The organism is Asanoa hainanensis (assembly GCF_900188485.1).
In the GTDB taxonomy this organism is placed as follows: domain Bacteria; phylum Actinomycetota; class Actinomycetes; order Mycobacteriales; family Micromonosporaceae; genus Asanoa; species Asanoa hainanensis.
In genome coordinates this window covers 508,412-527,601 of record NZ_FZPH01000002.1, presented here as the reverse complement: position 1 = coordinate 527,601, position 19,190 = coordinate 508,412, and the positions used below count along the sequence as shown (strand labels likewise).

Annotated in this window: 19 protein-coding genes and 1 pseudogene; 14 read left to right on the top strand and 6 right to left on the bottom strand. The window is 72.4% G+C overall.

Annotated elements, in window-relative coordinates; translation table 11 throughout:
* The first annotated feature begins 9 nt into the window (after nt 1–9).
* The 7 genes from CHC05_RS06310 to CHC05_RS06280 all read left to right on the top strand — a co-directional run bounded on the left by CHC05_RS06310 (nt 10) and on the right by CHC05_RS06280 (nt 7,022).
* Nucleotides 10–906, top strand: coding sequence for a MurR/RpiR family transcriptional regulator (locus CHC05_RS06310; protein WP_089245616.1), 897 nt, complete (start codon nt 10–12; stop codon nt 904–906).
* Nucleotides 903–1,661 (top strand): sugar isomerase domain-containing protein, encoded by a 759-nt coding sequence (locus CHC05_RS06305; protein WP_089245614.1) that lies wholly within the window; start codon nt 903–905, stop codon nt 1,659–1,661. The genes CHC05_RS06310 and CHC05_RS06305 overlap by 4 nt, the downstream gene beginning before the upstream one ends.
* Nucleotides 1,662–1,683: 22 nt before the next feature.
* On the top strand, nt 1,684–3,099 hold the full coding sequence (gene ngcE, locus CHC05_RS06300) for an N-acetylglucosamine/diacetylchitobiose ABC transporter substrate-binding protein (RefSeq protein WP_089245612.1): 1,416 nt from the start codon (nt 1,684–1,686) through the stop codon (nt 3,097–3,099).
* Nucleotides 3,100–3,101: 2 nt separating this feature from the next.
* A complete protein-coding gene (locus CHC05_RS06295) occupies nt 3,102–4,016 on the top strand; it encodes a carbohydrate ABC transporter permease (protein ID WP_089245610.1) in 915 nt (304 codons plus the stop codon).
* Complete coding sequence (locus CHC05_RS06290; RefSeq protein WP_089245608.1) at nt 4,013–4,822, top strand: carbohydrate ABC transporter permease; 810 nt, start codon at nt 4,013–4,015, stop codon at nt 4,820–4,822. Before CHC05_RS06295 ends, CHC05_RS06290 begins: the two co-directional genes overlap by 4 nt.
* Nucleotides 4,823–4,894: 72 nt before the next feature.
* A complete protein-coding gene (locus CHC05_RS06285; protein WP_089245606.1) occupies nt 4,895–6,058 on the top strand; it encodes a family 16 glycosylhydrolase in 1,164 nt (387 codons plus the stop codon).
* Between the two features lie 19 nt (nt 6,059–6,077).
* Nucleotides 6,078–7,022, top strand: coding sequence for a DUF2332 domain-containing protein (locus CHC05_RS06280; RefSeq protein ID WP_089245604.1), 945 nt, complete (start codon nt 6,078–6,080; stop codon nt 7,020–7,022).
* Here CHC05_RS06280 and CHC05_RS06275 read toward each other — a convergent pair.
* Nucleotides 7,012–8,100 (bottom strand): DUF4352 domain-containing protein, encoded by a 1,089-nt coding sequence (locus CHC05_RS06275; protein ID WP_144022495.1) that lies wholly within the window; start codon nt 8,098–8,100, stop codon nt 7,012–7,014. The genes CHC05_RS06280 and CHC05_RS06275 overlap by 11 nt on opposite strands.
* A gap of 89 nt (nt 8,101–8,189) precedes the next feature.
* The gene (locus CHC05_RS06270; protein ID WP_089245600.1) at nt 8,190–9,101 is read right to left on the bottom strand and encodes a GNAT family N-acetyltransferase; all 912 of its coding nucleotides are present in this window, start codon (nt 9,099–9,101) and stop codon (nt 8,190–8,192) included.
* A gap of 54 nt (nt 9,102–9,155) precedes the next feature.
* Between CHC05_RS06270 and CHC05_RS06265 the strand changes: the two genes are divergently transcribed.
* Nucleotides 9,156–9,593: a GNAT family N-acetyltransferase gene (locus CHC05_RS06265; RefSeq protein ID WP_089245598.1), complete on the top strand. Its 438-nt coding sequence runs from the start codon at nt 9,156–9,158 to the stop codon at nt 9,591–9,593.
* A gap of 4 nt (nt 9,594–9,597) precedes the next feature.
* On the opposite strand, the gene CHC05_RS06260 is transcribed toward CHC05_RS06265, so the two are convergent.
* Nucleotides 9,598–10,254: a response regulator transcription factor gene (locus CHC05_RS06260; protein WP_089246154.1), complete on the bottom strand. Its 657-nt coding sequence runs from the start codon at nt 10,252–10,254 to the stop codon at nt 9,598–9,600.
* A complete protein-coding gene (locus CHC05_RS06255; RefSeq protein ID WP_089245596.1) occupies nt 10,251–11,522 on the bottom strand; it encodes a sensor histidine kinase in 1,272 nt (423 codons plus the stop codon). Before CHC05_RS06255 ends, CHC05_RS06260 begins: the two co-directional genes overlap by 4 nt.
* Before the next feature lie 116 nt (nt 11,523–11,638).
* Here CHC05_RS06255 and CHC05_RS06250 point away from each other — a divergent pair, with 116 nt between their 5' ends.
* From CHC05_RS06250 to CHC05_RS43240, 3 genes and pseudogenes are all read left to right on the top strand, one after another.
* Complete coding sequence (locus CHC05_RS06250) at nt 11,639–12,130, top strand: PH domain-containing protein (RefSeq protein WP_089246152.1); 492 nt, start codon at nt 11,639–11,641, stop codon at nt 12,128–12,130.
* Entirely contained in the window at nt 12,127–12,864 is a 738-nt protein-coding gene (locus CHC05_RS41995; RefSeq protein ID WP_089245594.1) for a PH domain-containing protein, read from the top strand. The genes CHC05_RS06250 and CHC05_RS41995 overlap by 4 nt, the downstream gene beginning before the upstream one ends.
* A pseudogene (locus CHC05_RS43240) lies at nt 12,768–13,304 on the top strand (PH domain-containing protein); the annotation flags it as partial. The gene CHC05_RS41995 and the pseudogene CHC05_RS43240, both read left to right, overlap by 97 nt.
* Before the next feature lie 27 nt (nt 13,305–13,331).
* Here CHC05_RS43240 and pdxR read toward each other — a convergent pair.
* Complete coding sequence (gene pdxR, locus CHC05_RS06235) at nt 13,332–14,729, bottom strand: MocR-like pyridoxine biosynthesis transcription factor PdxR (RefSeq protein ID WP_089245592.1); 1,398 nt, start codon at nt 14,727–14,729, stop codon at nt 13,332–13,334.
* 47 nt (nt 14,730–14,776) lie between these two features.
* Between pdxR and CHC05_RS06230 the strand changes: the two genes are divergently transcribed.
* The 3 genes from CHC05_RS06230 (at nt 14,777) to CHC05_RS06220 (ending at nt 18,012) form a co-directional block, all read left to right on the top strand.
* The gene (locus tag CHC05_RS06230; protein WP_089245590.1) at nt 14,777–16,090 is read left to right on the top strand and encodes an FAD-binding oxidoreductase; all 1,314 of its coding nucleotides are present in this window, start codon (nt 14,777–14,779) and stop codon (nt 16,088–16,090) included.
* A 104-nt stretch (nt 16,091–16,194) separates the two neighbouring features.
* A complete protein-coding gene (locus tag CHC05_RS06225) occupies nt 16,195–17,613 on the top strand; it encodes a trypsin-like serine protease (protein WP_245870674.1) in 1,419 nt (472 codons plus the stop codon).
* A 162-nt stretch (nt 17,614–17,775) separates the two neighbouring features.
* Nucleotides 17,776–18,012: a S1 RNA-binding domain-containing protein gene (locus tag CHC05_RS06220; protein WP_089245586.1), complete on the top strand. Its 237-nt coding sequence runs from the start codon at nt 17,776–17,778 to the stop codon at nt 18,010–18,012.
* Between the two features lie 39 nt (nt 18,013–18,051).
* On the opposite strand, the gene CHC05_RS06215 is transcribed toward CHC05_RS06220, so the two are convergent.
* Complete coding sequence (locus CHC05_RS06215; RefSeq protein ID WP_089245584.1) at nt 18,052–19,086, bottom strand: ADP-ribosylglycohydrolase family protein; 1,035 nt, start codon at nt 19,084–19,086, stop codon at nt 18,052–18,054.
* Nucleotides 19,087–19,190 lie beyond the last annotated feature (104 nt).

Sequence of the window (19,190 nt, the reverse complement as noted above, 5' to 3'; positions counted from 1 at the left end):
AATGACCGCATGGCCGAGACCGGGCTGCTGGGCCGGGTGCGCACCGAGCTGCCGACGCTCCCCGACGCCCTCCAGCGGGTGGCCGAGCAGATCCTCGGCGAACCCGAGGAGACGGCGCGGACGACGATCGTCGACCTCGCCGAGCGTGCCGGCACGTCGACCGCGACCATCACCCGGTTCTGCCGGTTGTTCGGCTACCGGGGCTACGCCGAGCTGCGGGTCGCGGTCGCCACCGAGACCGGCCGCGCGGCACAGGCCCGCTGGGACACCGACATCGACCACGAGATCACCCCGGACGCGCCGCTGGACCGGGTGCTCGACGTGGTCGCCAGCGCGGACGCCCGGGCCATCCAGGACACCGCGGGCCGGGTCGACCTGGCCGCGGTCGAGCGGGTCGCGGCCGCGGTCGCCACGGCGCAGCGGGTCGAGCTGTTCGGCCTGGGGAGCTCCGGCAACGCCGCCCGGGAGATGGCGTTCCGGCTCGAGCGGATCCGGGTGCCCTGCTGGCACCGCTCCGACCCGCACACCGCGCTGACCAACGCCGCGTTGCTCGGGCCGGGCGACGTCGCGATCGGGCTGTCGCACAGCGGCCGGACCCGCGAGGTGATCGAGGTGCTCAGCGAGGCGGCCGACCACGGCGCGCTCACCGTGGCGATCACCTCGTTCCCGCGGTCGCCGCTGTCCGAGGTCGCCGATGTCGTGATGACCACCGCCGTGCAGGAGACCACGTTCCGGCTCGCCGCCCTGTCGGCGTTGCACAGCCAACTGCTCGTGCTCGACCTGATCTACGTCGCCGTCGCGCAACGCACCTACGAACGCACCACCGAGGCGTTCGAGGTGACCGCCCGCGCGGTCGACGCGCACCGCCTGCCCCGCAAGCGCACCAGAACACCGGAGGGATCATGACGATCGGCGCCGAAAGCTATCTCGCGGCCGTCCAGGCCGCGATCGACCAGGTCGCGACCACCCAGGGCGACGCGGTACGCCAAGCCGCCGACCTCGTCACCGAAGCGCTGCGGGCCGGCGGGGTGGTGCAGGCGTTCGGTGCCGGCCATTCCGAGGCGCTGGCGATGGAGATCGCGGGCCGGGCCGGCGGCCTGGTGCCCAGCAACAAGATCGCGCTGCGCGACCTGGTGCTGTTCGGCGGTGCCGACCCGGCCGTGCTGAACGACCCGTTCCTGGAGCGCGACCCGACGGTGGCCCGGCGCCTCTACGAGCTCGCGCCGGTCAAGCCCGACGACATCTTCGTGATCGCCTCGAACTCCGGCATCAACGGCGTGGTGGTCGAGCTGGCCCGGCTGGTCAAGGAGAACGGGCACCGCCTGATCGCGGTCACGTCGCTGGCCCACACCATGGTGGTCGAGCCCAAGCACCCGTCCGGAGCACGGCTGGCCGACCTGGCCGACGTGGTGCTCGACAATGCCGCGCCGTTCGGTGACGCGGCGATCCAACTAGGCGACACCCAGGTCAGGACCGGCGCGATCTCCTCGGTCACCGGCGCGCTGCTAGCGCAACAGCTCGTGTGCGAGGTGGTCGCCCGGATCGTCGCGGCGGGCGAAACGCCACCGATCTACATCTCGTACAACGTGCCCGGCGGCGACGAACACAACAGACAGCTTGAAGCGCGGTACGCCGGGCGCATCCGGCGTACCGCCTCTTAACCAGGAAGGTGAGGACACGCCAATGAACCCCTCTTCCCAGCTCAGACGGTACCCGACCCGGCGCGCCGTGCTGGGTGCGGCGGTGGCCGGTGCGGCCCTGCCGGTGCTCGGCGGATGCGTCACCGGAGGGAACGACGACGCGAACGAAGCCGCCGCGGGGACGAAGACCGCGGACAACCCGCTCGGCGTGCCCGACAAGACCCCGCTCGAGGTGGTCATCTTCAAGGGCGGCTACGGCGACGAGTACGCGGTGAACGCGGAGTCGCTCTACCAGCAGCGCCACCGGGGCGCCACCGTCGACCACAAGGGCATCCAGAAGGTCGGCGAGGCGCTGCAGCCGAGGTTCGTCGCCGACACCCCGCCCGACGTGGTCGACAACACCGGCGCCGGCCGGCTCGACCTGGCGACGCTCGTCGGAGCCGGCAAGCTGAGCGACCTGGCCGATCTGCTCGACGCACCCTCGCTCGACGACCCGGCCAAGAAGGTCCGCGACACGCTGCTGCCGGGCGTGGTCGACGACGGCACGTTCGACGACAAGGTCCAGACGCTCAACTTCACGTACACCGTCTGGGGTCTCTGGTATTCGAAGCCGTTGTTCGACAAGAACGGCTGGACGTTCCCGACCACCTGGGACGCGATGCTGGCACTCTGCGACCAGATCAAGAAGTCCGGCGTCGCGCCGTGGACCTACCAGGGGAAGTACCCGGAATACCTGAACGACCCGCTGCTCGCGATGGCGGCCAAGGCGGGCGGGCCCGACCTGGTCAAGGCCGTCGACAACCTCGAACCCAACGCCTGGAAGCAGCCGGGCCTGGTCGACGCCGCCACCGCGATCGCCGAGCTGGCCGGCAAGGGCTACATCCTGTCCGGCAGCGAGGCGCTGTCGCACACCGAGGCGCAGGCGGCATGGTCGCAGAGCCAGGTCGCGATCATCCCTTGTGGATCGTGGCTGGAGGCCGAGCAGAAGGGCATCACGCCCGCCGGGTTCGACATGGTGATGGCGCCGGCGCCCGCGCTCTCGGGGAGCGACAAGCTGCCACAGACCGCGCTCCAGGCCGCCAGCAGCGAGTCGTTCATCGTGCCGGCCAAGGCCAAGAACCCGCGCGGCGGCCTCGAGTTCCTGCGCATCCTGTTCTCCACCACCGCGGCCAAGCGGTTCGCCGAGCTCAACAGCACGATGCCGAGCGTGGCCGGCGCGCTGGAAGGGCTGACCCTGAGCAGCGGCCTGGGTTCGGTGAAGACGGCGGTCGACGCGGCCGGCCCCAACACCTTCACCTACCGGTTCCGGACCTGGTACGCGCCGCTCGCCAAGGCCGTCGACGACGCCACCGGCGAGCTCGCCACCCGGCGGATCACGCCGGCGCAGTGGTCCGACCGGGTGCAGAAGGCGGCCGACGCCGTCGCCACCGACACCGCGGTCAAGAAGTACCAGCGGTAGCGATGTCCCACGACCGGCACGGCCGATACCGCTTCCTCGCGGGCGCGATCCTGCCCGCGCTGGCGTTGTACGCGGTGTTCGTGCTCTCCCCGTACGCGCAGGCGTTCTATCTGTCGCTGACCGACTGGACCGGCGTGTCCGGCCAGGTGAACTTCGTCGGTCTCGACAACTTCACCCGCCTCGTGGGCGATCCGCTGTTCCTGGCGGCGTTGCGCAACAACGGGTTGATGCTCCTCGTCGTGCCGGTGGTCACCATCGCGCTCGGGCTGCTGCTGGCGGTCCTGGTCACGTTCGGGGGGCGCCGCGGTTCGGCGATCCGTGGCGCCTCGACCTACCAGACCGCGTACTTCTTCCCGCAGCTGTTGTCCCTGCCGATCATCGCGCTGCTCTGGCAGTTCGTGTACCACCCCAACGACGGGCTGCTCAACGGCCTCCTCCGCGGGATCGGACTGGGCGGCCTGGCCCGCACCTGGCTCGGCGACCCGCACCTCGCGCTGTGGGCGGTGATGGCGGTGCTGGTCTGGTCGTCGGTCGGCTTCTACATGGTGCTGTTCGCGGCCGCGATGGCGGCGATACCCACCGAGATCATCGAGGCTGCGGTGCTGGACGGGGCAGGCAAGCTGGCCACCCTGTGGCGGATCGTGCTGCCGCTGCTGCGCGACACCGTGCAGGTGGCCTTCGTCTACCTCGGCGTGCTCGCGCTCGACGGGTTCGCGGTCGTGCAGGTGATGACCGTGGGCCCGGGCGGTCCCGACAACGCCACCGAGGTGATCGGGTTGGGGCTCTACCGCAACGCGTTCACGTTCTCCAAGTTCGGCTACGCGGCCGCGATGGGCGTGGCCCTGTTCTTCCTCACCCTCACCCTCGCCGTGCTGGCGATGCGGGCGGGCCGGCGCGACAAGGTGGAGCTGGCATGAGGCGCGCGCACGCGTTCTTGGTCGCCTGGGCGGCGGTGGTCACGCTTCCCCTGCTCTGGGCCGTGGTCAGCTCGCTCAAGACCGATCGGGAGATCCTCACCTCGCCCTGGTCGCTCCCGGCGACGCCGCACTTCGACAACTGGTCGCGAGCCTGGAACCAGGCGGAGATCGGGCGGTACTTCGGCAACAGCGCGCTCGTGGTCGGCGGCGCGCTGCTGCTGACCATGTTGTTCGGGGCCACCACCGCGTACGCCCTGGCCCGCTATCCGTTCCGTGGCAACAGGTTGCTCTACTTCGGGTTCGTCGCCGGCATGCTGTTCCCGGTGTTCCTGGCCCTGGTGCCGCTGTTCTTCGTGGTCAAGCAGCTCGGCCTGCTCGGCACGTACCCCGGGCTGATCCTGGTCTACACCGCGTACGCGTTGCCGTTCACCATCTTCTTCCTGCACGCGTTCTTCCGCACGCTGCCCACGGCACTGGCCGAGGCCGCGTTCCTCGACGGCTGCTCGCACTGGGGTGTGTTCTTCCGGGTGATGCTCCCGCTGGCCCGCCCCGGCCTCGTCACCGTCGCCATCTTCAACTTCCTGGGCCTGTGGAACCAGTACCTGCTGCCGCTGGTGCTCAACCCGGACCCGGACCGCTACGTCCTGGCCCAAGGGCTCGCCGCGCTGTCGGTGAGCCAGGGCTACCGCTCCGACTGGAGCGGCCTGTTCGCCGGCCTGACCATCGCGATGCTCCCGGTGCTGGCCGCCTACGTCATCTTCCAACGGCAGATCAGATCCGGCCTGACCGCGGGGGCGGTCAGGTAACGCCCCGGCTCAACCCGCGCGCAACGCAGCGCGTACCCCCTTGTTCGCTTCTGTCCTTTGAGGAGGAAGCTCATGTCCCGTGTCCCCAAACTGCTAGGGGCAGCCGCGGCGGCCAGCCTGTTGGTGGCTGGCATCGCCGCCGTCAGCGCCGCCGGACCCGCCGCCGCCGCACCGTGCGGCGCGCTGTTCGACGACTTCACCTACTCGTCGTCGAGCGACCCGGCGATCGCCGCCCGCAACTGGACCGTCCGCACCAACACCGGCGGCCCCGGCGTGCCCGGCGCCGCCTGGCCGGCGTCGAACATCACCTTCCCGACCGTCGACGGCCAGAAGGTGCTCCAGCTCGCCGCCGCCACCGACGGCACGGCCGGCGGCACCTCGCATGCCGAGCTGTTCCATCAGCGCAAGTTCTTCGAAGGCACGTACGCCGCCCGCGTGAAGTTCGCCGACGCACCGGTGTCGGGCAACGACGGCGACCACCTGGTGGAGACGTTCTTCACCATCACCCCGCTGGAACGCGACCTCGACCCGAACTACGGCGAGATCGACTTCGAGTACCTGCCCAACGGCGGGTGGGGCGAGCAGGGCCCGATCTTCTACCAGACCACCTGGGAGACGTACCAGAACGAGCCCTGGCAGGCCGTCAACACCCACACCGAGCAGCGGCAGAGCTTCAACGGCTGGCACAACCTGCAGTTCAACGTCTCGGCCGGGCGGGTCAAGTACTACGTCGACGGCGTGCAGGTGGCCGACCACGGCGACCAGTACTACCCCGAGACCAACATGTCGATCAACTTCAACCTGTGGTTCATCGACCTGGCCACGCACACCGGCGGCCGCGCGGTCTACAACCAGCAGGTCGACTGGCTCTACTACGCGGGCAGCGAGGCGCTGACGCCGGCGCAGGTCGCCACCCGGGTGTCCGGGCTGCGCTCGGCCGGCACCGCGCACACGGACACGGTCGGCAACGGCACCTGCCCCACCAACCCACCGACCCAGAACCCGACGAACCCGCCCACGAATCCACCCACGCAGAACCCCACCAACCCGCCGACGCAGAACCCGGTCAACTGCTCCGGCGCGCCCGCCTGGAACTGGGGCACGGTCTACCTCGAAGGCCAGCGGGTGAAGCACCCGAACCGGCAGGGCCAGCTCCGGCTCTGGCAGGCCAACTGGTGGACGCAGGGCTCCGAGCCCGGTTGGACCGCGCAATGGCGGGACCTCGGCCCCTGCTGAGTACGCGATCATGGTGGTCATGACGACTGCCACGGTCTACGCGAAGTTCGCGGCGGGTGAGGCGCACGGCGTCTCACCCGCCTACGAACGGCTGTCCAACGCGGTCTCCACGGACGACGAGCTGCTCGCGCTGCTCGATCAGCTCCCGGAGGCCAAACGCCAGCCCAACCTGCTCTTCGGCGTCGTGCGCTGGCTGGGCGGCCCCGTCGAGGATCCCGAGACCTTCCGGGCGTACGTGTTGGCGAACTGGCCGACGATCGAGCCGGCGATGCGGTCCCGGGCGACGCAGACGAACGAAGCCGGCCGGTGTGCGGTGCTGCTGCCCGTGCTGGCCTCCCTGCCTCAGCCGCTCGCCCTGCTGGAGGTCGGCGCGTCGGCCGGGCTCTGCCTCTACCCGGACCGGTACGCCTACCGCTACGGCGACCAGGCGGTCGGCAACGGCGATCCGGTGCTGGACTGCGCCGCCACCGGCATCACCGTGCCGGCCGCGCTGCCGGAGGTGGTCTGGCGGGCCGGCCTCGACCTGAACCCGCTCGACGTGACCGATCCGGAGGACGTGGCCTGGCTCGACGCCTTGATCTGGCCGGAGCACCAGCACCGCCGCGACCGCCTGCGCGCCGCGGCCGCGGTGGCCGCCGCCGACCCGCCGCTGCTGGTCCGCGGCGACCTGGTCGACGACCTGCCGGCGCTGGCCGCCCAGGCGCCGGCGGACGCGACGTTGGTGGTCTTCCACAGCGCCGTTCTCTACCAGGTGCCCCGGCCGCGCCGCGAAGCGTTCGTCGACGTGGTGCGCGGGCTGCCCGGTCATTGGCTGGCCGTGGAGGAGCCCTGGGTGCTCGGCCTCGACGACCTGCCCGCGCCGCCGACCGACGGGTTCCACAACGTGCTCACCCTGGACGGCACGCCACTGGCCTACTCCCGCGGGCACGGCCAGGCGATGACCTGGTTCGGGGTCACACCCTGATCCGTACCCCCTGCGCGAACGCGCCGCTGTGCAGTTCGAGCGTGGTCGGGTCGGCGGCGGCCGGCAGCGACCAGGAGAGCTGCGCCAGCAGCCGGTGCCCGGGCACGACCGGTGCGTCGAACACGTCCCGGCCGCCGTTGAGGGCCCGGGTCGCCATCACGTCCGTCGACACGGGCGCCTCGCCGGCGACCGCCAGCCGTTGCAGCGACGGGTGCCAGTACTCGGGCGCCGCGCTGTGGTTGGTCATCCCGACGACCGCCGTGCAGCGCTGCCCGCCGCCCGCCGGTGCGCAGGTGAAGCTGTACGCCGTGAACTCGAACGCGTTCTCTCGCAGCGGTGTGCCGAGCGCGCCGGTGACCACCGGGCCCAGCCAGCCGGACGCGGGTGTGCGCTGCGCTCCGGCGGCCGTCGCGGCCAGCCTGGGCACCGCCAGTGCCGCGGCCAGCACGCCGAGCCCGACCAGCAGGACGATCGCGGTCAGCACGGCGACGCCGGCCCGGCCCTTGTCGCTGAGGGCCGCGACCCGACGCGCCGCGCGTGGCCAGCCGTACCGGGCGAACAGGACGGACGCGACGACCAGCAGCGTGGCGAGGGCCGGCAGCCACCAGAGCTGCCACCGGTTCTCCTGGCTCGCGGTCGCGCCCGGGTCCGCGGGCGTCCAGACCGACGCGGAGCAGTCGACCGGTTGGCCGGCCAGGCCGACGTAGGCGCACGCCGCACCGGAGATCGACGCACCCTGGGAAGGCGCGACCGTCGTGGTGAGCGTCGTGCTCTCGTACGGTCCAAGATGGACGGTCCAGACGAGCTCGCTCGGCGACCCCGGACCGGGCGAACCGCCCGGCCCGGGTGCCGGGCTCGTGGCCGTCACGCGGGCACCGTCCGGCACGCTCTGCCGGACCGTCAGGTCAGTGGGCGCCTCGGTGCGGTTGCGCACCACGACGCGATACTCGGCTTCCTGGCTGCCGTCGCTGGTCATCGCCACGTCCACCTGGCTGGCGTCGGGCTGGGCCGCGGCGGGCGCCGCCGTGAAGGGCAGCGTTGGTGCCAGGAGCGCGAGGGACAAGGCAGTACGAAGCATGGCCGATCTCCCCCCGTTTTCCACGGTAGGAAGATCACCAGGCCGTCCGGCGCGAACCCCGGATCCGGGCCCCGGACGCCGGGCCCGGGTTACTCTGCCAGCGTCTTCACGGCCGAGCGCTCGGCGCCGATCGGCTGGTAGCCCAGCCACTCGTTGATCGCCAGCATCGGCTTGTTGACCTCGTCGTTGCCGGTGTATCCCGCCGTGAACCCGGCGTCCCGTGCCGCCCGGAATGCGACCGATTTGGCGATCTTGGCCAGGCCCCGACCCCGGTAGGCACGCCGGGTGCCGGTGCCGGTCGACATGAACCGCCCGGACTCGCGGTCGGCGTAAAGATAGGTCATGGTCGCCGGCACGCCGTCGACCAGCACGACCAGGCTCAGGTCGTGGTCGACGTTGGGGTCGTGCCAGATGTCCTCGAACCAGTCGTCGTATTCGACCTTGTCGAACGGGGTGTCGGACGGCTCGTCGAGCATCGACTCACTGTCGACGGCGAACACCGCCTCCGGACCGATCTCCGCGAAGCTGGCGGTGGTGACGTCGGCCGGGATCGCCGGCGCCGGCGGCAGGTCGGCGAGCAGCAGCCGCTGGTAGCGGGCCTCGTGGTTGAGCGTGTAGCCGTGCTTCTCGACGAACCGCAGCGTGGCGGGCTCGTCGACGGCGTAGCCGACCACCTTGCGGCCACCGACCGAGCGCAGGTGCGCCTCGGCCGCTGCCAGCAGCGCGGTGCCGATGCCCCGGCCGCGGGCGTCCGGCCGCACGATGACCGCGGTGCCGGCCGCGCCCTCCTCCGAGGTCCAGATGTTGAGGTCGGCCCGGGCGAAGCCGGCCAGGCCGCGCTCGTCGTCGACCGCGAACAACGCGCCCTTGGCGTTGCGGGCCGAGAGCGCCCAGCCGTGCCGGAGCCCGGCCGGTGTGTTGACCTGCCAGGGGAAGACCTGGGCGCGGATCGCGAGAAGCGGAGCCGCGTCGTCGGGGGTGCCGGGCCGGACGGTCGTCATGCGACCTGTCTACCAGTGGGCGCAACCGGATTCCGAGGTGGCACGATCGCCGGCATGGACATCTCCGTCACCCTCGCACCGGTCGACGCCGACAACTGGCGCGCGGTCGCCGGGCTATCCGTGAGCCCGGCACAACGTGCCTGGGTCGCCGAGCCGGCGTACTACCTCGCGCTCTGCCACTACAGCCCGGTCGGTTGGCGCCCGCTGGCCATCACCACCACCGACGGCGGCGTCGTCGGCTTCCTGATGTGGGCCATCGACCCGGACGACGGCGCGGCCTGGCTCGGCGGCATCACGGTCGACGCCGCGCACCAGGGCAAGGGCTACGGGCGGGCGGCGGTCAGTGCGGCCCTGGCCGAGATCGACGCGCCGAGCTTCGCGCTCTCCTATCAGCCGGACAACACCGCGGCCCGCGCGTTGTACGCGAGCCTGGGCTTCGCGGAGACGGGCGAGCAGGAGGACGACGAAGTGGTCGCCCGCCGACCGAAGTAGCCGCTCAGTCCGAGGCGTCGTGGGCCAGTAGGGCCAACTGGATGCGGTTGGTCAGGTCCAGCTTCGTCAGCGCACTGGACAGGTGGGCCTTGACGGTGCCGACCGACATGTAGAGCCGCTCGGCGATGTCGCCGTTGGACAGCCCTTCGGCGACCGCCGCGGCCACCGCGCGCTCGCGCTCGGAGAGCACCGCCAGCCGTTCCCGGGCCCGGTCGCGGCGCGTGCTGCCGGCCCGGTCACCGCCGGCGGCCACGTGGTCGATCAGCGTGCGCGCGACGCTCGGCGAGAGCACCGGCTCGCCGGCCGCCGCGCGCCGCACCGCCTCGACGATCTGCTCCGGCGGTGTGTGCTTGAGCAGGAAGCCGGCCGCACCCGCGCGCAGCGCCTCGACCACCGTGGCGTCGGCGTCGAAGGTGGTGAGCACGATGACCGCCGGACCGCGGCCGAGCGCCCGGGTAGCCGTGATCCCGTCGACCACCGGCATCCGCACGTCCATCAGCACCACATCCGGCTGCGTGCGGCGCACCTGGTCCGGCACCGACGAACCGTCGACAGCCTCACCGACCACCTCGATGTCGGGCGCGCCACCGAGCATCAGCCGCAACCCGGCCCGCACCAGGGCGTCATCGTCGACGAGCAGCACCCGCACCGGTCGGCTCATGCCGGCCACGGTAGCCGGGTGACCAGTCGGAAGCTGCCCCCGTCCGGGCCGTGCTCCAGCGTGCCTCCGTCGAGGGCGACCCGCTCGGCGAGCCCCGCCAGCCCGACACCGGCGCCGGGTATGGCGCTTACCGGCGCACCGCCGACCGGCAACGGGTTGCGCACCACGGCCACCACGCCGTTGCCGGGCGTGCCGGTGACCGAGACCTCGACCGCCGTACCCGGTGCGTGCTTGCGGGCGTTCGTCAGTCCTTCTTGGACGGTGCGGTAGACGGTGCGCTGCACCGCGCCGCGCAGGCTCTCGGTCGGCTCGCACTCGACGGTGACGGTGACCCGCTGCCCCACCGCCTCCGCGTCGGCGACCAGCCGTTCGATGTCACCGATCTGGGGCTGCGGCGGCCCGACGTCGCCGGGATCCGGTGCCTCGTCACCGGTGCGCAGCACCGCCAGCACGTCACCGAGCTCCACCAGCGCGCGCCGGGCGTTGCCGTGGATGACGTCGATGGCGGCACCGACGTCGGAGGCGTCCAGTGGTCGCCCGGCACCGGCCTCGGCCTGGGCACTGCGGTAGGACAGCGCCCCGGCGTGCACCGAGATCAGCGAGATGCGGTGGGCGAGCGTGTCGTGCATCTCCCGGGCGATCCGCTCCCGTTCCGCCCGGCGCGCGTCGGCCAGCCGCCGGTCGTGGTCGCGCGCCGCCCATTCGGCGTCGCGGCGGAGGCTGACCACGACCTGCCGGCGGAACCGGATGGCCATCCCCGAGACCAGCGGTGTGACGAACATCAGGAACACGATCACCACCATCGCCTGCCACGCGACGTTCGGCGGCGGGTGAGCGAAGCTGAACCAGAGCGACGGCACCAGAAAGGCGTCCGCCACGAGCACCGCGGCTAGCCAGCCCTTGTGCACGGCGACGGTGAGCACGACGACCAGCGCGGCACCCAAGGTGCTGTCGCCGATCAGGTACGCCATGAAGACCACGCCGGCCACCACGAACGGGAACCGCCGCCGCCACCACAGCGCGACGCAGGCGGCGAGGCTGACGAACGGGTCGGCCGTGTGGAACCACTGCGGCACCGCGTCGCCGTAGTACGGCGCCCCGCCGGAGTCGGCCACCAGGAAGCCGAGCGCGAAGACGAACAGCGCCGCGTCGGCCACCCAGTCCCGGACGGTGCGCCGCCGGCGTGGCTCGTCGACCGAGACCCCGGCCAGCTCCGCGGGCAGCAGCCACCGCGGCGAACGGAAGGATTTCGGCCGGGTCGCGCTCATGCCGCGAGGGTACGACGCCCGCCGCGCGTCGCTCGACCAGTAATCCTGGCCGACCGGCCAAGCGCGCTAGCCGATGGATAGCTGCGCGGCTTGCGACCGTCCCCCACCCTGTGCGCATGGGGGAACTCGGACTGTTTCCACCTCGACACCGCGTCGCGCCCAAGGCCGTGCTCTGGTGGACGGTGCGCGACGTGATCAGCGCCGTCGTGCCGCTCGCCGCGGGGCTCGTCGTCTTCGCCTTCGTCGAGTCCTGGCGACCCTGGCTCGGCCCGCTGCTGGTGGCACTGGCCATTGTCGACGTCGTGCACGCCGCCGTCGTGCCCTCCCTGCGCTACCGGGTGCACCGGTGGGAGGCCACGGACGACGCGGTCTACGCCCTGTCCGGCTGGTTCGTCCGCGAGTGGCGCGTCGCGCCGCTGTCCCGCATCCAGACCGTCGACGCCACCCGCGGCCCGCTGCAACGGTGGCTCGGCCTGGCGACCGTGACCGTGACCACCGCGTCGGCGAGCGGGCCGGTCCAGCTGGTCGCGCTGCCAGACGCGGAGGCGACCGAGTTGGCGGCCCGACTCACCGCGATCGTCGGCCGCACGGCCGGTGACGCGACGTGACCTGGCAGCGGCTCGACCGCAAGGTGATCGCGGTCGACCTGGTGCGGGCCGCGGTCTCCCTGGTGCCGACGGCCATCGCGGCGGGCGTGCTGGGCCTGGACCCGGGCGATGCCTGGCCGGCGCTCGTGGTGGCGGTGGTCGGCGTGCTGCGGGCGGCGGCCGACCTGGCCCGCTGGGCCACGACCCGCTACCGGATCACCCCTGACCGGGTCGAGGTGCGCAGCGGGCTGTTCGTCCGCAACGAGCGCTGGATCGCCCGTGACCGGATCCGCAGCGTCGGCAGCGACGCGCGGCTGACCCACCGGCTGTTCGGGCTGCGGGTGGTCACCGTCGGCGCCGGGCTGACCGGTGTAGCCGGCGCGACGGCCGCCCTGCGGATCGACGCGGTGTCGGCGGCCACGGCACAGCGCCTGCACGAGATGCTCGACGCGACGGCCATACCGAGCGAGGAGCCGGACAAACCCACCGGCCACCTGTTGGCCCAGTTCGAGCCGCACTGGGTCCTCTACAACGTCCTCAGCATCTGGGTCGTCTTCGCTGGTGCGGGCCTGACCTGGGGCGGCTACTGGCTGGGCCGGCTGTTCGGCTACGACGCGCTCGACCACGCCCGCGACCTGGCCGGCGGCGCGCACACCGGGTGGCTCATCGCGCTCGGCGCCGTGGGTTTCCTCCTCCTCGGCTGCGGCGGGCTGGTCGTCGGTTTTTCGTCACGAGCCACTGGAACTTCCGGCTGAGCAGGAACGCCGTGCCCCGCGGCCCGGTCTCCGTCGCCCGCGCGGTCGCCGCCGAGATCCTGCGCACCGACGCGCTGACCCGGGCGCTGCGCCCGGCCCCGCCCGCCGCGCTGCGCCGCCGGTTGGTGCGGGCGCTGCTGTTGACCGCGATCGCTACGGCCGTCGCGGTCATCGCCGGCGGGCCGTCGTTCGCGTGGGTCTTCCCCGCCCTGCTGGTGGTCACCACGGCCGGCGCCGTCCTGGCGTACCGCAGCCTGGGCCAGGCCGTGCACGACGGCTATCTGGTGGTCCGCTCGGGCGTGGCCACCCGGCAGACGGCCGCGCTGCGCCGCGACGCGGTGATCGGCTGGCGGGTCAAGCAGTCGTTCTTCCAACGCCGGCTCGGGCTGGCCACGGTGATCGCGACGACTGCGGCCGGGCAGGGCGCCTACACCGCGTACGACCTCGCGGCCGGAGAGGTCGCGAGCCTAGTGGAGGGCGCCGGAGAGCAGGGCCAGCCCTTCCTCGATCGCGGGCGGGTCGAGGGTGGCGTACCCGAAGATCAGTCCCTCGGGACCGGGACCGAGCCGGTAACGACCGACGCCGCCGACGCCGACCCCGGCGGAGCGGCCGGCGGCGACGACCTCGTCCTCGGTGAGCCCGGGCGGCAGCCAGGCGACCAGGTGCAGGCCGGCCGCCACGCCGGCGGGGCGGAACCCGGGTAGGTGCCGAGCCAGACCGGCCAGCAGCGCGTCCCGTCGGCGCCGGTAGACGGGACGCATCCGGCGCAGGTGCCGGTCGAACTCGCCGTGCGCGAGGAAATCGGCCAGCGCGAGCTGGTCGACGGCGGACGAGCCCCGGTCCGCCCGCACCTTGGCCGCGGCGAGCTCGTCGACCAGCCAGGCCGGCGGGACGAGCCAGCCGATCCGCAGCCCGGGTGCGAGGGTCTTGCTCGCCGTGCCCGCGTAGACCACCCGGTCGGGCCCGAGGCCCTGCAGGGCTCCGACCGGCGCGCGGTCGTAGCGGTGCTCGGCGTCGTAGTCGTCCTCCACCACGACGGCGTCGTGCTCCCGGGCCCAGCGCAGCACCGCCGCCCGGGCCGGGGGCGGCAGCACGCCGCCGGTCGGCCACTGGTGTGACGGGGTCAGCACCAGCGCGTTCGCCGACACCCCGGCCAGGGCGGCGACGTCGACGCCGTCGGGGCCGACCGGCACCCCGACCACCTCGAGGCCGGCGGCTCGGGCGTGCTCCCGGGCGTCGTCGTCGGCCGACGGGTCCTCGACGGCGATCCGCCGGGCGCCGCGCCGGGCGAGCACCTGGACGACCAGCGCGATGCCCTGGGCGAAACCGCTGGTGACGACCACATTGGACGGTGCGGCGTTCGTGCCGCGCACGCGGTTGAGATAGTCGGCCAGGGCGAGCCGCAGCTCCGGCACACCGCCGCCGCTCGCGTAGCCGAACCGGTCGTCGGGCGCCTGGGTCAGCACCCGCCGCAGCGACCGCAGCCAGGCAGCGCGCGGGAAGTGCGCGACGTCGGCCCGGCCGTACCCGAAGTCGATCCGCACCTCGGGCGGCACCCGCACCGGCGCCTGGGGCGGCGCGGGCGACGGGCCCGCCGCGACAGTGGTGTATCCGCCGGGCCGGCTGCTGAGGTAGCCCTCGGCGACGAGTTGCTGGTAGGCCTCGACGACGATGCCACGGGACACGCCGAGGTCGGCCGCGAGCGTCCGGGTGGGCGGCACGGAGGCCCCCAACGGCAGCCGGCCCGAGCGGACTCCCTCGCGGATCGCCGTCTCGATCTGGCGGTGCAGCGCGACCGGGGCCGCCCGGTCGAGCGGAATCAGCAGGTCGCTCGCGGCGCCGGAATTGGTCCAGGATCCCACCATGGAATCGGAGCTTATTCTCAGTACCGATTCTTGGCACCGTGAGTGACATGACGACGACATCCCTCACCGGTCAGGTCCTCCACCCCAGCGACGCCGGCTACGACGAAGCCCGTTCCGTCTGGAACGCGATGGTCGACCGCCGGCCCGCCCTGATCGTGCGCTGCGGCACGGTCACCGACGTGGTCAACGCCGTCCGCCACGCCCGCGAGCGCGACCTGGAGATCGGTGTCCGGTGCGGTGGCCACAGCGTGCTCGGGCTCGCGGTGCCGGCTGACGGACTGATGATCGACCTGACGCCGATGGGCGGCGTGACCGTGGACCCGGGCACCCGCCGGGCCCGCGTGCAGGGCGGCGCCCTGCTCGGTGCGCTCGACCGGGCGGCCCAGCGCTTCGGCCTGGCCACCACGGCCGGCAACGTGTCACACACGGGCGTCGGCGGCCTCACCCTCGGCGGCGGCATGGGCTGGCTGGCCCGGCGGTACGGGCTGTCCTGCGACAACGTCGTGTCGTACGAGGTGGTCACCGCCGACGGAGCCGTGGTCACCGCGAGCCGCACCGAGCACCCGGAGCTGTTCTGGGGCCTGCGGGGCGGCGGAGGCAACTTCGGCATCGTGACCTCGTTCGAGTTCCAGCTCCACGAGGTCGGCACCCGAGCCCTGCTCGCCAGCTACCTGTTCGATCCGGCCGACGGTGCCGCGGTGCTGGAAGGCTGGCGGGAGCTCAGCGCTGCCGCGCCCCGGGAAGCCACCTACCAGGCCACGGTCGGCGCCGACGGGGTCGACGTCGGCTTCGTCTGGGTCGGCGACCCCGAGCGCGGGCGCCGGCTCACCCGGGAGCTGGCCGGGCTCGGTCGCGCCCGCCGGGAGACGGTGCGCGAGCTGTCCTATCTGGAGCTCCAGACGATCGACGACGCGGTCGACGGACACCATTTCCGCCGCTACTGGAAGGGCCTCTACCTCGACCGGCTGCCCGCCGAGGCGGCGGCCGCGCTGGTCGAGCGCGGCGGCGGCGCCGAGGCGCTGCGGCCGGCGATGTCGCTGCAGGCCTACGGCGGCGCGATCCAGGACGTGCCGGACGACGACGCGGCGTACGGCCAGCGCGGAACGCTCTTCGAGCTCGTCGCGGCGGCCCGCTGGGACGACCCTGCCGAAGACGCCGACCGGATGGCGGCCGCCCGGACCGCGGTCGCACCGCTGACGCCGTACTCCAGCGGGATGTATCTCAACACCCTCAGCGACGAGGGCGCCGCCGGCGTCCGGCGGGCCTTCCCCGCGGCGAAGCTGGCGCGGCTGGCCGCCCTGAAGCGGACCTGGGACCCGGCCAACGTCTTCCACCTGAACCAGAACATCGCCCCGGCCTGACGCGAATCCATCACTTGGCACTACCCGTCAATTCGGGATGACCGATCTTCGATCGAAACCGATAGATTCCCCGGAAACTCACAAGGTTCGATGGGGAGGATCACTTGTCCCGACTACGACGGATGACGCTGGGCGTCGTCGCCGCCCTGGCGATGGTGGCCACCGGCGCCGGCCCGGCCAGCGCTTCACCAGACCCGGTGCCGACCGGCCCCGACCAGATCGTCGGCGGCACGCCGGCCGCGGCGGGCGAGTTCCCGTGGATGGTGCGGCTGTCCATGGGCTGCGGTGGAGCGATGTACACGCCCAGCCTGGTGCTCACGGCCGCGCACTGCGTTGGCGCCACCGGCAACAACACGTCGATCACGGCGACCTGGGGCGTCATCGACCTGCAGGACCCGACCCGGACCACCCGCACCTCCAACTACGTCTACCGGGCCCCCGGCTACAACGGCAACGGCAAGGACTGGGCGCTGATCCGGCTGTCCAGCCCGATCACCGCCAGCCCCCTGTTGAAGATCGCCACCGACACCTCGCTGCACAACGGCTCGTTCACCGTGGCCGGCTGGGGCGCGGCCACGCAGGGCGGCGGCCAGCAGCGTTTCCTGCGCAAGGCGACGGTGCCGTTCATCAGCGACGCCACGTGCGCGGCGCAGGGCGGCAGCTACAGCGGCCTGATCGCCAACGAGGAGATCTGCGCCGGCATCCTGCCCGGCGGCGGCATCGACACCTGCCAAGGTGACTCCGGCGGCCCGATGTTCAAGCGGAACGCCAGCAACGAGTGGGTGCAGGTCGGCATCACGTCGTGGGGCATCGGCTGCGCCCAGCCGAACGCGCCCGGCGTCTACACCGAGGTGCGCTACTTCGCGGCCGACATCCTCGCGGCGGCGATCTCCCTGGGCGGTGGCCCGCCCGGTGGCGGCGTAGCGGTCGGCAACCCGGGCAACCGGTCCTCGACCGTCGGCACCGCGGTCTCCGCGACGCACACCGCATCCGGTGGCACCGCGCCGTACACCTGGTCCGCGACCGGCCTTCCCCCGGGCCTGTCGATCTCGTCGTCCACCGGCACCGTCACCGGCACCCCGACGACCGCCGGCTCCTACAGCGTCACGGTCACGGCGACCGCCTCGGCCGGCGGATCGGGCAGCACGTCCTACACCTGGACGGTCAACCCGGTCGGCAGTTGCGGCGCGATCACCAACGGCACCGACCTGACGATCCCGGACCTGTCCACGGTGGAGAGCACGATCACCGTGTCGGGGTGCTCCGGCAACGCCTCGAGCGCGTCGACGGCCGAGGTGCACATCGTGCACACGTACCGCGGTGACCTGGTCGTCACGCTGGTCGCCCCGGACGGCAGCCTCTACACGCTGGCCAACCGCACCGGTGGCAGCGCCGACAACATCGACCAGGTCTTCACGGTCAACCTGTCGAGCGAGGCCCGCAACGGCGCCTGGAAGCTGCGGGTACGCGACGCGGCGTCGGCCGACACCGGCTACCTCAACTCCTGGACGCTGACCCTCTGATCAACTTAAGATGGCAGGGTGACTGCCGGGTCGGCCCTTCTGACAGGGCCCGCTGAGATCGGTTACCCGGCCATCTCTTGATCGCGCCGCGGGCCCGCGGCCCGCCGGCGCACCTCCTCCACCGCTTTCGCAGGCGTGTTTCGAGAGGAGGTGAATTCCGACATGTCTGTTACCGACGCGGCCTGGTCCGCGTTCGTCGCCCGCTACGCGGTCGGCTCGGTCGTCCACGGCGACGTGGTGAGCGTCGTGCCGTTCGGCGCGTTCGTCCGCATCGGCGAGGTCGACGGCTTCGCGCCGCTGCGCGAGTGGCCGGCCCCGCTCGAGGAGGGCGCGATCGTCCCGGTGCGCATCGCCGCCATCGACCCGGACGCCCGGCGCTTCGCCGTGCATCCGGCGTGATCGAGGTTGTCCGGGGGTGGGCCCGCCCCCGGAAAAACCTCAGCTGCCCGGATAGCGGGTCGTCCACTCGTCGTCGGTGTGCAGGTCGGCCCCGTGCAGGAACTCGCTCGCCAGGTCGTCCGCCACGGCCGCGATCGTGGCCCGGCCCTCCAGGCGCGACACCCAGTCCGCCGGCAGGGCCGTTTCGCCGTGCCACGCGCCGAGCAGGTTGCCGGCGATCGCCGCGGTCGAGTCGCTGTCACCCGAGTGGTTGGCCGCGACCAGCAGCGCGCGCCGCACGTCGGTGGGGTGGGCCAGCGCCGCGTAGACGGCGATCGCCAGCGCCTCCTCGGCCACCCAGCCGCCGCCGAGCGTCTCCACCCGTTCCGGGGTCGCCGCCCGGTCCAGCGTCAGCGCCTGTTCCAGGGCCGCGGTGACCTCCTCGTGCTTCGGCCAGCGCCGGAGCAACTCCAGGGTTCCCTCGATCGCCGCGGCCAACCCCAGATCGGCGAGCACGAGCCGGTGCGTGATCGCCGCGAACGCGCCCGCCGCCAGATAGCCCGACGGATGTCCGTGGGTCTGCACCGCGCACTCGACCGCGGCACCGAACGCCTCCTCCACGGTCCATCGTGGATTCAGGCCGAACGGTGCCGACCGCATCACCGCGCCGCAGCCCTTGGAGTCCGGGTTCGCCGGGTCGGCGGGAGTGCCCATCCGCCCCGACTGCAGGCCCGAGAGGCAGGCGTTGCCAGGCGCGCGGCGGGCGTACAGGAACGCGTGACCGGCCAGCCAGCCGTCGGCGTCATCCGGCGGACCGGACCGGTGTTGGGTGTCGAGCCAACGCAGATAGGCCCGGTAGACGACAAGAGCGACATCCTTGCCGCGGACGTCCGCCCGGATCAGCCCTTCGGCGGTGAACAGCGTCATCTGCGTGTCGTCGGTGATCAGTGCGGGATCGCCGAGCAGGTCGACCAACCCGTCCGCGCCGAATCGTTCCCGAATCCGGTGCGTAGAAAGGAATTCCACCGGATTGCCCAGTGCGTCCCCGATCGCGCCGCCCAGCAGACACCCGCGTACCCGTGACCGATATGACATCCGATTGATCCTAGATATCGAGGTAGTTGCTGCCAGGCACGGAATTGACGCGGCGGTGGTAGCGTCTGCCCGGCTGGCCGCCCCCAGAGCGACCGGACCGTTAC

Excerpts from the sequence above, each read along its gene's own strand:
- CHC05_RS06310 (WP_089245616.1), top strand. The coding sequence starts at position 10 with ATGGCCGAGACCGGGCTGCTGGGCCGGGTGCGCACCGAGCTGCCGACG.
- CHC05_RS06305 (WP_089245614.1), top strand. The coding sequence starts at position 903 with ATGACGATCGGCGCCGAAAGCTATCTCGCGGCCGTCCAGGCCGCGATC.
- ngcE (WP_089245612.1), top strand. The coding sequence starts at position 1,684 with ATGAACCCCTCTTCCCAGCTCAGACGGTACCCGACCCGGCGCGCCGTG.
- CHC05_RS06295 (WP_089245610.1), top strand. The coding sequence starts at position 3,102 with ATGTCCCACGACCGGCACGGCCGATACCGCTTCCTCGCGGGCGCGATC.
- CHC05_RS06290 (WP_089245608.1), top strand. The coding sequence starts at position 4,013 with ATGAGGCGCGCGCACGCGTTCTTGGTCGCCTGGGCGGCGGTGGTCACG.
- CHC05_RS06285 (WP_089245606.1), top strand. The coding sequence starts at position 4,895 with ATGTCCCGTGTCCCCAAACTGCTAGGGGCAGCCGCGGCGGCCAGCCTG.
- CHC05_RS06280 (WP_089245604.1), top strand. The coding sequence starts at position 6,078 with ATGACGACTGCCACGGTCTACGCGAAGTTCGCGGCGGGTGAGGCGCAC.
- CHC05_RS06275 (WP_144022495.1), bottom strand. The coding sequence starts at position 8,100 with ATGCTTCGTACTGCCTTGTCCCTCGCGCTCCTGGCACCAACGCTGCCC.
- CHC05_RS06270 (WP_089245600.1), bottom strand. The coding sequence starts at position 9,101 with ATGACGACCGTCCGGCCCGGCACCCCCGACGACGCGGCTCCGCTTCTC.
- CHC05_RS06265 (WP_089245598.1), top strand. The coding sequence starts at position 9,156 with ATGGACATCTCCGTCACCCTCGCACCGGTCGACGCCGACAACTGGCGC.
- CHC05_RS06260 (WP_089246154.1), bottom strand. The coding sequence starts at position 10,254 with ATGAGCCGACCGGTGCGGGTGCTGCTCGTCGACGATGACGCCCTGGTG.
- CHC05_RS06255 (WP_089245596.1), bottom strand. The coding sequence starts at position 11,522 with ATGAGCGCGACCCGGCCGAAATCCTTCCGTTCGCCGCGGTGGCTGCTG.
- CHC05_RS06250 (WP_089246152.1), top strand. The coding sequence starts at position 11,639 with ATGGGGGAACTCGGACTGTTTCCACCTCGACACCGCGTCGCGCCCAAG.
- pdxR (WP_089245592.1), bottom strand. The coding sequence starts at position 14,729 with ATGGTGGGATCCTGGACCAATTCCGGCGCCGCGAGCGACCTGCTGATT.
- CHC05_RS06230 (WP_089245590.1), top strand. The coding sequence starts at position 14,777 with ATGACGACGACATCCCTCACCGGTCAGGTCCTCCACCCCAGCGACGCC.
- CHC05_RS06220 (WP_089245586.1), top strand. The coding sequence starts at position 17,776 with ATGTCTGTTACCGACGCGGCCTGGTCCGCGTTCGTCGCCCGCTACGCG.
- CHC05_RS06215 (WP_089245584.1), bottom strand. The coding sequence starts at position 19,086 with ATGTCATATCGGTCACGGGTACGCGGGTGTCTGCTGGGCGGCGCGATC.